The organism is Priestia sp. KCTC 13724 (assembly GCF_056820425.1).
The window spans coordinates 1-15,094 of the sequence record NZ_JBXDLD010000132.1; the positions used below are offsets into that span (position 1 = coordinate 1).

General features: G+C 39.0%; 14 protein-coding genes and 2 pseudogenes. 12 read left to right on the plus strand and 4 right to left on the minus strand.

Annotated elements, in window-relative coordinates; all coding sequences use genetic code 11:
• Together AC1UFB_RS16155 and AC1UFB_RS16160 are read left to right on the plus strand one after the other, a co-directional pair.
• Positions 1-182, plus strand: a pseudogene (locus AC1UFB_RS16155) (hypothetical protein); the annotation flags it as partial.
• A 16-nt stretch (positions 183-198) separates the two neighbouring features.
• Positions 199-390, plus strand: a complete 192-nt coding sequence (locus AC1UFB_RS16160) for a hypothetical protein (protein ID WP_098197710.1) — start codon at positions 199-201, stop codon at positions 388-390.
• A 62-nt stretch (positions 391-452) separates the two neighbouring features.
• Here the strand turns inward: AC1UFB_RS16160 and AC1UFB_RS16165 are convergent.
• Positions 453-860, minus strand: a pseudogene (locus tag AC1UFB_RS16165) (DUF6366 family protein).
• 96 nt (positions 861-956) lie between these two features.
• Positions 957-3,071, minus strand: a complete 2,115-nt coding sequence (locus AC1UFB_RS16170; protein WP_100347859.1) for a GDYXXLXY domain-containing protein — start codon at positions 3,069-3,071, stop codon at positions 957-959.
• Positions 3,072-3,247: 176 nt separating this feature from the next.
• On the opposite strand from AC1UFB_RS16170, the gene thrC reads away from it, so the two are divergent.
• Together thrC and AC1UFB_RS16180 are read left to right on the plus strand one after the other, a co-directional pair.
• A complete protein-coding gene (gene thrC, locus AC1UFB_RS16175) occupies positions 3,248-4,300 on the plus strand; it encodes a threonine synthase (RefSeq protein WP_225001774.1) in 1,053 nt (350 codons plus the stop codon).
• A gap of 103 nt (positions 4,301-4,403) precedes the next feature.
• Entirely contained in the window at positions 4,404-4,895 is a 492-nt protein-coding gene (locus AC1UFB_RS16180) for a 2-thiouracil desulfurase family protein (protein WP_482589495.1), read from the plus strand.
• A gap of 317 nt (positions 4,896-5,212) precedes the next feature.
• Here the strand turns inward: AC1UFB_RS16180 and AC1UFB_RS16185 are convergent, their stop codons facing one another.
• On the minus strand, positions 5,213-6,430 hold the full coding sequence (locus AC1UFB_RS16185; RefSeq protein ID WP_482589496.1) for an MFS transporter: 1,218 nt from the start codon (positions 6,428-6,430) through the stop codon (positions 5,213-5,215).
• Between the two features lie 192 nt (positions 6,431-6,622).
• Between AC1UFB_RS16185 and AC1UFB_RS16190 the strand changes: the two genes are divergently transcribed.
• The 3 genes from AC1UFB_RS16190 to AC1UFB_RS16200 all read left to right on the plus strand — a co-directional run bounded on the left by AC1UFB_RS16190 (position 6,623) and on the right by AC1UFB_RS16200 (position 9,937).
• Entirely contained in the window at positions 6,623-7,495 is an 873-nt protein-coding gene (locus AC1UFB_RS16190) for a LysR family transcriptional regulator (protein ID WP_482589497.1), read from the plus strand.
• 85 nt (positions 7,496-7,580) lie between these two features.
• Positions 7,581-8,138, plus strand: a complete 558-nt coding sequence (locus tag AC1UFB_RS16195; RefSeq protein ID WP_482589498.1) for a hypothetical protein — start codon at positions 7,581-7,583, stop codon at positions 8,136-8,138.
• Between the two features lie 107 nt (positions 8,139-8,245).
• A complete protein-coding gene (locus AC1UFB_RS16200) occupies positions 8,246-9,937 on the plus strand; it encodes a TcaA NTF2-like domain-containing protein (protein ID WP_482589499.1) in 1,692 nt (563 codons plus the stop codon).
• Positions 9,938-9,966: 29 nt separating this feature from the next.
• On the opposite strand, the gene AC1UFB_RS16205 is transcribed toward AC1UFB_RS16200, so the two are convergent.
• Positions 9,967-10,911: an EamA family transporter gene (locus AC1UFB_RS16205; protein WP_100347854.1), complete on the minus strand. Its 945-nt coding sequence runs from the start codon at positions 10,909-10,911 to the stop codon at positions 9,967-9,969.
• 107 nt (positions 10,912-11,018) lie between these two features.
• Between AC1UFB_RS16205 and AC1UFB_RS16210 the strand changes: the two genes are divergently transcribed.
• The 5 genes from AC1UFB_RS16210 (at position 11,019) to AC1UFB_RS16230 (ending at position 15,051) form a co-directional block, all read left to right on the plus strand.
• Entirely contained in the window at positions 11,019-11,903 is an 885-nt protein-coding gene (locus AC1UFB_RS16210) for an AraC family transcriptional regulator (RefSeq protein WP_482589500.1), read from the plus strand.
• A gap of 93 nt (positions 11,904-11,996) precedes the next feature.
• Complete coding sequence (locus tag AC1UFB_RS16215) at positions 11,997-13,265, plus strand: hypothetical protein (RefSeq protein WP_482589501.1); 1,269 nt, start codon at positions 11,997-11,999, stop codon at positions 13,263-13,265.
• A gap of 22 nt (positions 13,266-13,287) precedes the next feature.
• Positions 13,288-13,944 carry a hypothetical protein gene (locus tag AC1UFB_RS16220; protein WP_482589502.1) on the plus strand — a complete coding sequence of 219 codons (657 nt, stop codon included), beginning with the start codon at positions 13,288-13,290 and terminating at the stop codon, positions 13,942-13,944.
• Between the two features lie 195 nt (positions 13,945-14,139).
• Positions 14,140-14,406: a CDI toxin immunity protein gene (locus AC1UFB_RS16225; protein WP_427625262.1), complete on the plus strand. Its 267-nt coding sequence runs from the start codon at positions 14,140-14,142 to the stop codon at positions 14,404-14,406.
• Between the two features lie 240 nt (positions 14,407-14,646).
• Complete coding sequence (locus tag AC1UFB_RS16230; RefSeq protein ID WP_482589503.1) at positions 14,647-15,051, plus strand: hypothetical protein; 405 nt, start codon at positions 14,647-14,649, stop codon at positions 15,049-15,051.
• Positions 15,052-15,094: the final 43 nt, after the last annotated feature.

Sequence of the window (15,094 nt, forward strand, 5' to 3'; positions counted from 1 at the left end):
AAGATAAAATTACTGAAAATTTAGATTTTTATAAAGCGTTGAATTATTTTAATGCGACACTAGTGGCATCATGGGGATACTATATCGCTGGACAAGGTATTACAATGCAAGAGAAATTTGTAAAAGTATATTTAAGAGGTGACAGTAAAGGGAATGTTTATAAGTATAGAACTATAAAATAAATTGGAGGTGATTTAATTGAAAAAAACAATTCTATGGTTTTTAATTCCAATTGTTATCGTTTTATTATTTTCATCCACTCAGTTTATGACACCAGTTACAATTAAGGAAATTAGTTTAATGATTATTGGATCAATTGCTTTAGGAAGTTTCATAGGAGCAGTTTTATATGGCTTAAACAAATTTTTTCAAAAGTTGACAACAAACTAAATAAAAGCCCTTTGAAGTCTACACGTTTTTTAGTATACGTATCTGCTACAATTCTACGCTCATTAGGTAAGAAAGATGGCTACTACAAAGAATCCAGTTATTAAAACAATAAGTGGAATTCCAGTACTTTTCCAGACCGAGCCTCCAGCTCCATTAGGAGAAGTGCCAATTTGCGCACGGTCTATAGCATCTCATAAGTTTCCGGCAGGATTACTTTCTAATTCCTTTTGGCGCAGCTGTTCTCGCTCATTTTCAGGTGTTCTATTATGAGTTTTCATATACACATCTCCACTTTGTCTCATTTTTTTGCGCCAAATAACGGAACTAAGTAGTAAAAGAAAGGCTACTGCAAAAGGGAGCAGCGAATCCAGCAGTAATTCGTTCGCTTTGACATAGCGAAAAATAAATATACCGCCAAATATCAACATAATCATGAAGGAAAGCCTTATTAAATACGTATTAATACTCATTTTATTCACACCTTTCTACAAGACTATTTTAACATAATAGGTAAAAATAGTAAAAACCATTCCCTGGACAAAAAATGCAAGGAATGGTTCTCTTTGTTATGGTGTTACCTCTACTAAAATTGCATCTCCATTTTTTCCAACCTTGACTTTGGCATGCTTTGCTTCTTGCTCGATTTGTAAACCGGTTCCTTCTGGAATAAAGTAATGCTCAATGCCGTATTGAATTCCCCAGCTGTAGTACGTACCTGTTATGAGAACATCACCTTTCTTTGCTTGATAAGGAGAATTCCACTTATCATGAATTTTATACTGCTTTGCGTATTCGAAAACACCTTGTTTATTTTTGCGAAGCAGCAGTTGAACACGTTGACCATCTTTAACCTTTTCTAATTCAATATCAGAAATTTCATAATGTAGCTCCACATAGTCTCCTTGTAAAAGAGAGCGTGGATCTAACGGAGCTAGCTCGAGCTTCACTTCTTTTCCACTTTGGAGAAGTATTTCATTTTTCATAAACAATCCGCCAAGAATCATAAGCTGTAGAGCAATGATGAATACTATTCTTTTTTTATGTTGCTCGATAAAGGAAGGGTGTTGTTTTTCAACAAGATCAAACTTATAGCTACATGCGGTAAATAAAGCACCTAATAGCAAAAGTGCGAACGATTTATCGAGAAGATCCCAAAGGTAGTCATAATATTGCGTTCCTAAAAAGATAAACCAAAAAATAATCGAAGCTGTAAACTCAAATCTCTTATCTTTCCGCACGCTTTTAAAGAGAAACGCCGTAGAAAAAGCAAAGAACAAGATGCTGTAGGTTATGTTTAGAGTAGGTGAATTCACGCTTCCAATAAGGGAAAGTGAAAAGATAAACGTAAGCAAAAGTGAGCTTCTTTTAAAAGGTAGGCAAGCTGTCAAACAACACACAATGACATTTAAAAGAATGAGCGCAATTAAAACGTAATCAAGTTGAATAGCTTCATAATAAGTTGTTGGTAGCTTAATAAGTATCAACAGCTGAGCAAGCGTGTAGATGGCTACGCGCAAGGATTTTTGTTTAGCAAACCATAGAAGTGAAACAAAGAGTGCTAGATAGATAAAAAACAACACATCGTATACAAAGAATGCGGACACTCCGCTGATTAAAAAACCTGTCATAAAAAGGGTATACTTAACGGTTGGAATAGCTGCTTTAATAAAGAAAAACGAAAGCATAATGGCTGTTCCAATCAGCATCATGAAGTTTTGTGAATACTCTCCGCTAAAGAGCGTTACAAGTCCACCAATGGATATGCTACCTAAAATAGAAGCGATTGCCGTAATACCTATGATAATAATTTGTTTAATTACACGCAGCGATCTTTGCTGAGCATTGGTGTGGTGAGAAAGCCAGTTAATGAACCAAACGCTAACCGCAACAAATAAAAAAACAAATCCAAGTACCAAAAATAAAGTGAGTTCACTATAGTTATCGAACAGATACCACAAAACTTGCTGGACAACGAGCAGCGCAGCGGCAACGATTGAAATTCCTAACAATCCTTTGTGTGATTGTACTTTTGAAAAATAAAACAGTGAAACAATTGATAGAGCGATATAAGCAATCAAAACGCTTACGCTTAGCACAGTATAATTTGGTTGTGAAATGCTTAAAAAGATGAAGTGAATGACAATAAAAGCACCATACATTACAATAGGCGACTTTACATATTGCTTTTTTACGAATAGAAAGATAAGAGCGTTGATAAACGCCATTGTAAGGTAAAGAAAAATTTCTTCATTTTCTGTTCGGTGGAAAACGGCAGTTGGTGAAATATAAAAGTACATGGTGAGCTGAAGTAAGATAAACGAAAGAACATAAAACGGCTGATATTTTGTAAATACACTAAATAAAACAGCTGGTAAGAGCCAAATGAAAAATAACCAATACCCGTCTGCATGAGAGTTATAGATTTGCCCGACGAGCGCAGTGCTTAAACCAAATGAAATGGAGCTTGCAACGAGCAGCCAGTGACTAAGAAATGCTTGGTGAGGCAACAGCATTCTGCTAACAAATCCACTTCCGTAAAATAAAAGCATCATTGCCATGCTTAAGGCGATTTTTGTATAGCGGTCAAACCCTTGCCAGTTTGATGCAAAGAAATACAGTATTCCTGCCAACACTAACGAAATGCCCAGTAAATAACCAAGCTTTACAAGGTTTTGTCTCATAAAATCTCTCCTTTTTTCGCCTATACTACTATATACTAGCGTGGTAAGAAAAATTTTACAACAAACGAAGAATTTTTCTACTATTGTATAATATAGGTAGTTAAACGAAGGGAGAGGTTTACATGAATGAAGCATATATATGAAGCGAGTGTCATCAAACGTACCCTGTGAAAGACATGCTGTGGAAGTGCAAATGTGGAGGAGTATTGGATTTGTTAAAGGAAAAGGTAGCTTTCCAAAGTGAAAACATTCATCACCACCTGCCAACGATGTGGCGCTATGTTGATGCACTGCCTTTTTCAAAAGAAGCAGACAGCTGGAAGCGAGTAACAATGGGAGAAGGCAACACGCCGCTTATCTCCTTAGAACCAAATGCCCCCAATACGTATGTCAAAGTTGATTACATGATGCCTACACTCTCTTTTAAAGATCGCGGAGCAGCCGTATTGATTGCAAAAGCAAAAGAGTTAAAGGTAGAAAGCATCATTGCGGATAGCAGCGGAAATGCTGGCACAGCGATTGCAGCCTATGCCAAAAGAGCCGGCATTGCCTGTGACATTTTTCTTTCAAGTAGTACGTCTCCAAAAAAGGTGGCGCAAATAAAAGCTCACGAAGCGCGCGTACGAGAAGTGAACGGAACAAGGGAAGACGTTGCTGCCGCTGCTCAGCAAGCAGTTCATAATGAAGAGAAGTTCTACGCAAGCCATGTATATAATCCCTATTTCTATGAAGGTACTAAAACGTATGCGTACGAAATTTGGGAGCAGCTAAACGGAGCACCTGATACACTCATTGTGCCGGTTGGAAACGGAACGCTGCTTCTAGGTGCATATTATGGGTTTAATGAGCTAAAAGACAACGGATTAATAGGAAAAGTGCCTAAAATTGTCGCTGTACAAGCCAAAAACTGTTCTCCAATTCAACAAGCATTTAAAAGAGGAGAAAAAGCAGCCACTCCAATCTCAGGACAGCCTACTTTAGCAGAAGGAATCGCTATTGCGGCTCCGGCTCGCTCTAAGCAAATTTTATCAGCTATTCGAGATACAGGTGGAGACGTTATTCGTGTGAGTGAAGAAGATATTCAAAAAGCAAGAACAATGCTTGCTGAAAAAGGATTTTACGTTGAGCCAACGACAGCTGCGAATTATGCTGGGTATTTGCGATATGCTTGTGAATCAACAGAGAAAGTCGTTATTCCACTTTGCGGGGCAGGAATTAAAGCGACGTAAATAATACAGTATGAACTGTCATTTCTTTTTGATAAGAGACTTTAGGTTTAATAGAAAAAAGAACAAACTCTAGAACGAGATTGAAAGAATTGGAGGAGGAAAGATGATTTTAGTCAGCTCATGCTTAGCAGGAATGCCGGTGCGGTATAACGGTACGTCTTGTGAACAGTCAGTCATACAATCGTTGATTCACGCGAAAAAAGCCGTTCCTGTCTGTCCAGAGCTTTTAGGAGGTTTTACCACGCCGCGCGAGCCAGCAGAAATTGTTGGAGGAAGCGGTGAAGATGTGCTAGACGGAACGGCGAGCGTGATTGAAAAATCAGGTAGAGACGTGACGAGTTTGTACATACAAGGAGCTTATCAAACGCTTGAAAAAGCAAAAGAGCTAAACGCAACTGTTGTGGTGTTAAAAGAAAGCAGTCCTTCATGCGGAAGTTCGATGATCTACAACGGCACGTTTCAAGGGGAACAAGTTACGGGAATGGGAGTGACAACAGCTCTTTTACGAAGACATTCAATTAAGGTGTTTTCAGAAGAGGAGTACAAAGCAATAGTTAAAAAGAGTCCCATTGCAAGCTGGTTTTATAGCTGTTAGTTAGAAGCGGGTGGCTCTTCCATCAAGCTTCCAAGTTACTTTAGCTTTCACGACCACGACCTTTGCTTGGACTTGCATCAAAATAAGTGGATTTCTGACGATGACAAGTGGTTTGAGTAGAGGGGAAGAAGATGATGTATGAGCCCAAGTGAAAAAGATAGTATTTTTACAAAAAAGTTAGTGAAAATAATCTAAATAGTAGGTCATGTCAGTTTCTTTTCCTGTTAAAAAAGTTCAGCCATTTTTCGTGAATGATAACAAACCCAAAGCTCTGTGAATTATTCTCACAGAGCTTTTTACTGTTTATAGCACCTTCTTTAATAACTTTCCTTTGCTTTTACAAGCGCAGTTGATTTGACGTTTACTTTTGATAAGCAAGCGGTTAATATTCCGGCAGTCAGTAGAAATCCACCGATCATTCCAATAACGCCGTGCCAGCCGTAGTGTGACCAGAATATCCCGCCTAGAGTCCCGCCGACGCTTGAACCCGTATAGTATAAAAATAAATATAAGGACGAAGCTTGTGCTTTGTTGCGTAGGGCTCGCTGTCCCACCCAGCTGCTAGCGATGGAGTGAGCGCCGAAAAAGCCGAAGGTAAAGAGGCCAATACCGATAACTTTTAAGAGTAAGTGGGTTTCCAACGTAAGGCAGACACCTGCAAACGCAACGAGTAGATTAATCAGCAGAATTGGCTGTTTACCGTGGTGATCAATGAGCTTTCCGTTCCAAATTGAACTGAATGTTCCAATCATCATGATAATAAAAATCCAGCTGATAACGGATTCGCTGAGTCCGTAAGGCCTAGCGGTTAGCACGTAGCCAATGTAATTGAACAAAGCAACATTGCTTCCTAATAGTAAAAAGCCAATGCAAAATAAAAAGAGTAAGCCAGGGTCTTTTAAGTGATCAATTAGTGACTTTCCTAAGCTGACGACATTGAGGCTACGCGGTGTAAAGTGTGTAGAATGAGGGAGGCTGCGCCAAAAAAGAACCGCAGCAATTAAGCTAATAATGCCAATTAATCCAATGGAGAAATGCCAGCCTGCTGCGTCGTTGACAACTCCTGAAATGACACGCCCCGCTACGGCTCCAATGGCGTTTCCGCTAATGTATAAGCCCATGGCTGCACCTAAGCTTTTTCTTTCAATCTCTTCGCCAAGATAAGCCATTGCAACGGCCGGTAAGCCTGCTAAAGCAATTCCAACGAGTGCACGAAATACTAGTAACACATAAAAATTAGGACTAAAAGCTGTTAAAATGCAAAGTGCAGAAGCAGCAAACATTGAATAAACCATCACAGATTTTCGGCCCCATACTTCAGAAAGAGAACCAAAGACAAGCATACTGATGGCGAGGGTAATAGTTGTGATGGATAGCGACAAGCTTGCGATAGTCGGTGAAATATCAAATTCGTTTGTAAACGTTACCATTAAGGGCTGAGCGCAATAAAGAATGGCAAAAGTATTGAAGCCTGCTGCAAAAAATGCAAAGCTCATTTTGCGAAACGTTTTTGTTCCCTGCTGAATATAGCTCATACTATCATCACTTGTTCATGATCATATTCTCCACACATGTTTTATCCATCCTTTTGATTATTAATTTCGATTCTATAGCTATAGAAGAATTTCTCTCCTGTATATCCTATCACTTCTGATATATAATGTATAATGCATAGTTATCATGATTTTAATGTATTTATGTAATGAGTGGAAGGGGTGTCAAACGAGGTGGAATGGCAGCAATTTGAGTATTTCCAGACTTTAGCACGCTTACAGCATATGACAAAAGCAGCCAAGGAGCTTTCGATTACGCAACCCGCTTTAAGCAGGTCGCTAGCTCGGTTTGAAGAGGAAATCGGTGTTTCACTCTTTGAACGACAGGGAAGATCGATTCGCTTAAATCAGTACGGTGAAATTCTACTAAAAAGCGTTACGAATATGATGAGTGAATTTGAGAAAGGGAAGCAAGAGATTCAGCATTTACTTGACCCTGAACAAGGTCAGGTTTCTCTAGGGTTTTTACATACGCTGAGCATCAACCTCATACCTGATTTGCTTGTGGAATTTCGCAGACAGTATCCCAAGGTCAACTTTTCACTTAGACAGAGTCCAACGCATATTCTACTAGATCAGCTGGAAAAAGGAGAGTTAGACATTTGCTTAATCTCTCCCATGGGTATTAAAGAACCCGTAGCGTGGAAAGAGCTTTGGAGAGAAGAGTTATTTGCGATTGTGCCGACGAATCATGCTTTTGCCACAAAAGAAGCAATAACCATTGAAGAGCTAGTAGAAGAACCGTTTATTCATTTGAAAAAAGGGTTTAGCCTACGCGTCACGGTTGAGCAGTTTCTTCATGAAGTGGGTGTGAATCCTCACGTAACCTTTGAAGGAGAAGAAGCAGACACGGTTGCGGGGCTTGTGGCCGCTGGGCTTGGCGTATCGATTTTGCCGGATTTAAAAGGAGTAGATCAAAGTCATATCGTGAAAATTCCAATCCACTACCCGAAATGCGAACGTCTTATTGGCATAGCTTGGGTTAAAGGAAGATACATTTCACCAGCCGTGCAGAATTTTAAAGAGTTTGTATTAAAAACGTTTTAGCCGTCTATCAATAAATAAAATCCCTTCTTTACGCATATACATGGGTATTAAAAGAGTGTGCCAAGCTATAAAGGAGGGGTTTTACATGTCAACAGTTTCAATGCCTCTTTATAAAAAATGGTGGTTTCTTGCGCTGATGCTTGCGCTAACGATTGTCTTTTTATTTTGTTCTGCACTTATTATTACGAGCTATCAAAAAATTTCACTGCTAGAAGAAGAGCTTGCTGAACTGACAGAAGAAAAGAAAGAAGTCCTCGTAGAAAAAAATCAGGCTTTAAAGCAGCTTGAACATGTAAAAATGCAGCTGTCTGAGCTTGAAGATAAGCTCGCAGGTCAAACGGCAACCAGTCATGATACGCCAACGGCTTTTTCAGCTACGCTTACGAATCCAATTTTTTCATTAGATAAAAAAGAGGTTGAGCATGCGATTTATCAAGCTGCCCAAGAGAAATACCCTAAGAACAAAACGATGCAGGAGCACGCGGTTAAAGAACAGCTTGAAAGCTATGAATATTTAAAAGAATACGAGATCACTTCGCAGTTTGAGCTAAACCACCTGCATGATGCGATGAAGGCCCATCCAGATGATTTTACCGCGATGCAAATGGTATTTGAAGAAGAGTTAAAAGCTTACGAATATTGATGTCGAGATGCTATGCGGGTTATCGTATAGCTATTTTTGTCTGGAAATCTCGTGAAATTCCTGTATAGTGATAGTAGAAAATATTGAATTAACGGGTGAATAACTACATGAGCACAATTAAATGGAATGAAGCAGCTTATGAGATGCTGCAAGAATGGCTGAGCTTATATAACGAAAAAGAACCGCTGCGCTCACGCCATTTACATAACGTAAAGGACAAGCTTCATCAGCTGACGGAACAAGAGTTTATGATGGAAGTTTCTAAAGAGCTGCATGAGGTTTATAAAGTAGTGAAAACAGAGCGCAAGCAGTATGATATGACTAACGGAGAATTTTTAGTGACAACGCTGCTTTCAACAGATTATCCAGCTTTTCTGGAAGCTCGCAGTCAAAACTTGCGCCGAGTAGAGAAGTTAAAACAACTACATACAGAGATACTAAGCCTTTTTGAAACAAACATTAACACATCGTCTGACATGACCAGCTTGTTAAATCGTTTTTTCGATGTTATGTCAGCATATGGTCAAACAAAAAAGCTAGCGAATCTTGAAGCGAAGTGCGCAGAGTATTTGCCAACGTTTATGGATGTTGATCAAAAGCGTGAAGGGTTAAAAGAAAATGCTTTAACTGCTCAAAAGCAAGAAAGTGAGCTGCTTGAAGAATGGAATCAGCTCCGAAAAAAGCAGTACGTGACAAAACAAACAGCAACTGCGTTTCGTACGAAGCAGCACGAGTACAATGAAAGTCTTCGTCGTCTTATCGTCGCAAATAAACAGCTCGAAGAAATCGAATTACCTGGTTTGAAGAACAGTTTTGCGAATCTTGAAGCTGATATGAAAGCATACGCTATCGAGGCGCTGCGGGCTATTGAAAAAGAAATTAATGAAATGATAAACGATAGCGAGCGTTCTCAACAACAGCTACAAAAACAAATCGAGAAAGTAAGCTACGTCGAAGAAATGGATGCGCATTATAAATGGCTATCATCGTTTATGGACGCTTCGCGAACGTTTTTTCATGGAAAAGAAATTGAAGCGTTCGACCAAGTAGCAGACCTGTACCGAAGCTCAGCTATTGCTGAATTTATTGAAGTTGCTGAAGAAGTACAAATGCTTACCGTGACGGAACGTATGTCACCTGCTTCTCTTCCTTCTTATTTTGCTAGTTTGCAAGTGAAAGAAGAAAAGCTAAGCGTTCCAGCTACAGCCGACTATCCGGTTTTAGAAAAGCAGCAAAAAACAAAGCGAACGTTTCCCTTTTTCGTAGGGGCAGTTCTTGCAATCGTGCTCATTTTTATTGTGTATATGAATTTTGGCCGCGGGGTTACGGATGATAACACTGCACCAGCTATGACAGAAAAAGCAGAGGCAAAAGATAAGCAATCAGCAGAAAATGACCCAAAGCCTGTAAAAGACGTGAGTGAAACAGAGATTCACAACTTTGTAGGGTCTTATAAAGCCGCTTATTTTTCAAGCTTAAACAGCGGTGACTTTAGCGGAATGGCACCTTATATCGATGAAGATGCGCAAGTGTATAGTGATTTAGAAGCGTATATTACGTCTTTAGCTGGAAAAAACGTGTCGTTTGCAAATGATCGGCTGCTTGTTAGTAAAGTTGAAAAGACAGGTGAAGGTAAGTATTCGGTGTATGCAACAGAAGAGTACACGTTTACCGATTCGTATGATGCCAGTACGAAGTTTGTAAAGAATCGAATCTATCGCGTGGAGCTAAAAGGTGAAGATAAGCTTAAAATTAAAAGTATTGAAACCACCAAAGACGTTCAAACGCCAGTTGAATAAACTATAGAGAAAGATCCTCCTCTCATCATTTAAGAGATTTTGAGAGGGGGATCTTTCTGTTCAAGCGTGTTTGCTTTAGGAGCTTTTTGAAGCGTAAGTAAAAAGACAACACCAAAGATACAAGCAGCTCCTACCCACTGAAAGAACCCAAACGGCTGCTGAAGCCAAAAGACCGTTGTCAATACAGCAGCAAGAGGCTCCAGACTTCCTAACAAACTTGTTTCTTTTGGAGGGAGGCTATCTAAGCTTTTAATATACAGCCAAAACGCCAGCATCGTTCCAAAGATGATGACAAAGAGCAAGTAGCCGTACGCAGCAAACGTAAATGTGTCAAAATGAGCTTCCCAAGGCGCCCGAATAAAGCTAAGCGCAACTCCGCCAACCACCATTGACCATCCAACAACAACCAAAGAGTCAAATCGTTTAAGAAGCCGAACTGCATACAGCGTATAAAAAGCGGAGCATACCGCAGAAAGCAGTCCCCATACGATGGCTAGATAGGGTACAGAAAGTGTTGAGAGCGACCCGTTTGTAAGAAGGAAGAAGCAGCCGGTTAAAGCTAATAAAAGGATCGTTCCGTCTTGTCTAGTAAAACGCATTTGTCTTCGAAACAGCAAGTATACAATAATAATGACGGGTGCTAAATATTGAAGCAGCGTTGCGACAGCTGCATTTCCATGATGAATAGCTGCCATATACGTATACTGCACGCCAAGCATGCCCAATATGCTATAAGTGACAAGCTGAAGAGCCGTCTGCTTTTCTTTCCAAATGAAAAGGACTTCCCGGCGATTTTTACCAAAGCAGCTTAAAAGTAAAAGCAGCAAGCCGGCTAGTAATAAACGCGTGGTCACCAGCCAGTTGACGTCAATTTCATAGTCTTGAAACAGCTTTTTTGTTACTGTTCCTCCAATTCCCCAAAACGTTGCGCCCACAATCACGAATAATAAGCCAGCACGTCGATTAGATTTCATTTGATTTCCTACCTTTACAAAATATCATGATAGTATAATCATAAAGAGAAAAAATGCGTATTTATATTCAAATCGAGCTTAAAAATATAAAAATATTGAGGTGGACTATGAAGTTTAAGCAGTTTTTAATCAATGAACAAAACTTAAAAGAGCTAACGAAGCACTATACGGGAGCGCTGCCGATTGCTTGCTATGAGACGACGATACTAGAACACGCCAGCGGTTACATCCCGCTTCACTGGCACGATGAAATTCAGCTCATCTACGTTTTAAAAGGAGAAGCAGTTTTTCAAGTGAATGAAGAAAAAATTAAGCTGCGTAGCGGGGATGGACTCTTTATTAACAGCGGCTGCTTGCATATGGCAGAAGATCTGAAGAAAACGGGCTGCGTGTATATTTGTTTAAACGTGCTTCCGCATCTTTTTTTACCTCAAGAGCTCTATACAACTTACGTTTTGCCTTACGTTCAATCCACCAACTTATCGTATGTATTGATTGATGGAAGCAAAGAGTGGAGCAGAGCTATTCAACAAGCTTTATTTGTCATTCGCAAGCTTGTGCAAACGAAAGAACCGCTGTTTGAAATTGAGATTACGGCTAATCTTATTAAGGTTTGGAAACAGCTCTTGGTTCACGCTTTTCAGAAGCAGTACGTGTACACAGAAGAAGTGAAAAATCAGCGCATAAAAGCTATGTTAACGTGGGTGCATATGAACTATAGCGAAAAAATTACTCTCGATGATATTGCAGCATCCGGTCAAATAAGCCGATCTGAGTGCTGCCGCTATTTTAAAAGGATGCTAGACGTTACGCCGCTTCAGTACGTGATGAAGTATCGCATTCAACAAAGTATTCTGCTCTTAAAGCAAGAGGAAAAAAGCATTACGGACGTAGCCTTTGAAGTGGGATTTAACAGCACCAGCTACTTTATTGATCAGTTTAAAAAAATGATGGGAATGACGCCACTTGCTTATCGGAAAGGGAAGCTCTAAAAGTGTTTGTGGAAAATAATTGTAAAAAATGCGTTTCTCCCTTATCATAGTGGGTAAATCTACCAAACTATGGAGTAGGATAAGGAGAATCAAATGAAATCAAGAATAAATGAACTCATTCAACATACAAAAGAAAAATTGGGCTTGCAAGACTACTATTTATATCGTTCAGACGTTAGGCGCAGTGCTACTATTCTAGGAGACACCATCTATACACTTTCAATGGAATGGTTTCCGAATTATGAAAAAGACTTGTTAGATGAAGATCTTAACCCTACTGGAACAGCTGTAGTGGAAGTCGATTTTCACACAGGACTGTTTACAACTGCTATTTTCGTTGGCGGGATTTCTTATGCTGAAGGTGTCAAGCTTTCGATTGAAGACTCGAATGCTGTTGTTCGTTGGATTGAGAGCGAAACGGGACTTCAAGAAGGCACTCATTTTGTATTTCATAAGCGTAAGGACAAGCGAATGTCCTTTAGAAAAATCCTAAACGGTGTTTCCGTATCGCCATCTGGATTGATTGAAGTTGAAGTGGATGAAGCGGGGAATTTAACATTTTTCTCAATCAACGGAGATTTTTCAAAGAAAGAGACGTTTAACAGAGAAAAGTATGAGCTTACTCTACCGCAAGTGAAGCACATTGTGGCTGAGCAGCTAAAGTTAGCTGAATTTCCAAGTATGGAGACGGAAAAAATGACGCCTGCTTATGCAATTGAAGAAGTATACATACGAAATCGCGATTTGTCGCTGATACCATTCAGCGTCATTGTTGCTGAAAAGGCCTATGTAGAACTTGATAAACTAATCAAGTGGGAAGGTGAAGTTCAACAAGCGTTTCAAGAAAAAAGCTTGACGCTAACAGAAGAAGTATCATTTAATCAAGCATTGAAACGAGAGCCACATCCTGACTTAAAAGAAGTGACGAAGGAAGATATTGAGCGGAGCATCGCAGCGGTTCAGCGCTTTTTAGCACAAGTATATAAGAGCGACTCTGGAAAGTGGTCTTTAAAATCTATACATCGAGACAAAGGCTACTTAGTCGCTAAAATACAATTAAAAGAACAAACGCAGAGTGTGTTGAAACGAAACATTCAGCTGTTTATTGATCGTTCTTGCTATGAGGTTATGAACTATATGGATACAAAGTCCCTTTTAGAAATGACTGCAGACTTTCAAAAAGCAGAAGAAGTAACAGTTGCGAAAGCAGAAGCGCTTGAGAAGCTGCACAATTTCATAGAACTTACGCCATACTACGTTTATGACCGCAAACAAGGAAGGTACGTTCTTTGCGGAAAGCTAGACTGCCATTACGCTGTAAATGCTATAACTGGAGAAGTCGTTTCACTTGATAATCTGTAACAACAGGAGGTAAGGATATACAATGCGTTTAAATTTAAAAAGATTCACCGCTTTACTGATAGTAACGTTGAGCCTCACAGCTTGTCAAAGCGTAAACGAACAGGAAGAAACACAACCGGAAGCGACAACAGAAGAACAAATAAAAGCAAGAGCGCTCCAAGATGAATTTACGCGCAGCATGCTGAAATCCGCACAGGAAACGGAAAAAGGATACTATACGCTTGAATCCAAAACGGGGGAGTATGAGATGTTGTTTCCGGCTGGTGGGGAAATTTCTGAGAAGCTTTATTCATATACAGAAAACCAAATTGAATCCTATGTAATAGGCGCAGTATACGGTGATCAAGTAGAAGCGCAAATCCGTATCAACTATAACCAAGAGCTTTATAACGATAAAAAAGGAGTAAGTTATTCTATTGATTTTTTGACGAATAATTTAGGGATCTCATCAGCTTTTGAAAAAGTAGACTTGAAAAATCGAACATTGTATATAGCACCATTCAAGGTGGACGAAGACGCAGTTGGTTATGCGGCATATGTTCATCCAAAAAGTCAAAAAGGTGGAGTAAAAGTAGTATATTCAGTAGGGTGTAATCAGCTTCAGGTCCAGTGTGAACCATCAAATGAAAAAATAAAAGATCGAGCACACAAGGTAATGTCATCAATTACCTTTAAGTGAAATCGAAAACAGCTTATATAGAAATAGAAGAATTCCAAAAGGTAGGAGTTCTTTTTCTCTATAAGCCTTTTAACGTCTTCTATGGCTATATGCTATAGTTGTTTTATGAATTTTTCTTGTGGAAAGAGATGAGATTAAGTGGATAATAAAATAGTAAGGCAGTAGAAGTTAGAACAAAACTTAAAAGACCTTAAAATAAACACGAAAGGTAGTGACCATCAATTATTTGATGAATGTATTGAAACGCTTGGAGAAAATACAGTAATCCTTTCGAACGAAAAGAGTCAAGCAATTACTAATTTAATAGAAGAAAAGTTTCCTATCTCTGTTTCTGGAAAAGTTGATTGGAGCAATATAGAAAATCATTTGCTTATTCAGAACAGGGAAGAGTTACTTCCACGCATTAAGCAAAGAGTAAAGGACTTTGAAGACAGAGTTTATCTCATTTGGGATGACAATTAACTTCCAGTAATCGAAACAAGCCTGAATCATATATTTCAATCTTTAGATAAAATTGAAGCAGTTAGTTTTTATTATTGTCTGTTTGATACAAATCTTACGCTTATAATTGAAATTTAAGATGAGCAAATCATTAAGGTTGGGTTTAGTGAACTATTAGGGAGATAGCTTAAATAACAATCTCTATACATGTTGATACCATAAAAGAAAGGTACATAAGTGCTAAAAATTAGGAGGAGAACTATGCATATAAAAACAAAAAAAACGCTAGCCATAGTTCTCAGTAGCCTGATTTTAGGCGGCTGTCAAATGAGTGACGAACAATCAATTGAAACAAAGTCCCTAGACCAAAAGCCAAGCGAAGTGGCGACAGAGGAATTGCCAAATACCAGAGTCCTTCAAGATGAATTTACGCGAGATATGATCAAGTCGACAAAAGAAACGGAAAAAGGATATTACACGCTTGAATCCAAAACGGGTGTGTATGAAATGTTGTTTCCAACTGGTGGGGAAATCGATGGCATTGGTTATACGCGAAAAGATGAAAGCAGTGAGGCATTTTTAGCTGGTATTCTGTATAATGACAAAACGGAAGCGTTGCTTAGAATTAAATATACAAATGCTCTCACTAGTGTTGCATTAAAATAATTCAACGCTTTATAAAAATCTAAATTTTCAGTAATTTTATCTT

Coding starts and splice junctions, on each gene's coding strand:
- AC1UFB_RS16170 (WP_100347859.1), bottom strand. CDS start 3,071: ATGAGACAAAACCTTGTAAAGCTTGGTTATTTACTGGGCATTTCGTTA.
- thrC (WP_225001774.1), top strand. CDS start 3,248: ATGCTGTGGAAGTGCAAATGTGGAGGAGTATTGGATTTGTTAAAGGAA.
- AC1UFB_RS16180 (WP_482589495.1), top strand. CDS start 4,404: ATGATTTTAGTCAGCTCATGCTTAGCAGGAATGCCGGTGCGGTATAAC.
- AC1UFB_RS16185 (WP_482589496.1), bottom strand. CDS start 6,430: ATGAGCTATATTCAGCAGGGAACAAAAACGTTTCGCAAAATGAGCTTT.
- AC1UFB_RS16195 (WP_482589498.1), top strand. CDS start 7,581: ATGTCAACAGTTTCAATGCCTCTTTATAAAAAATGGTGGTTTCTTGCG.
- AC1UFB_RS16200 (WP_482589499.1), top strand. CDS start 8,246: ATGAGCACAATTAAATGGAATGAAGCAGCTTATGAGATGCTGCAAGAA.
- AC1UFB_RS16205 (WP_100347854.1), bottom strand. CDS start 10,911: ATGAAATCTAATCGACGTGCTGGCTTATTATTCGTGATTGTGGGCGCA.
- AC1UFB_RS16210 (WP_482589500.1), top strand. CDS start 11,019: ATGAAGTTTAAGCAGTTTTTAATCAATGAACAAAACTTAAAAGAGCTA.
- AC1UFB_RS16215 (WP_482589501.1), top strand. CDS start 11,997: ATGAAATCAAGAATAAATGAACTCATTCAACATACAAAAGAAAAATTG.
- AC1UFB_RS16220 (WP_482589502.1), top strand. CDS start 13,288: ATGCGTTTAAATTTAAAAAGATTCACCGCTTTACTGATAGTAACGTTG.
- AC1UFB_RS16230 (WP_482589503.1), top strand. CDS start 14,647: ATGCATATAAAAACAAAAAAAACGCTAGCCATAGTTCTCAGTAGCCTG.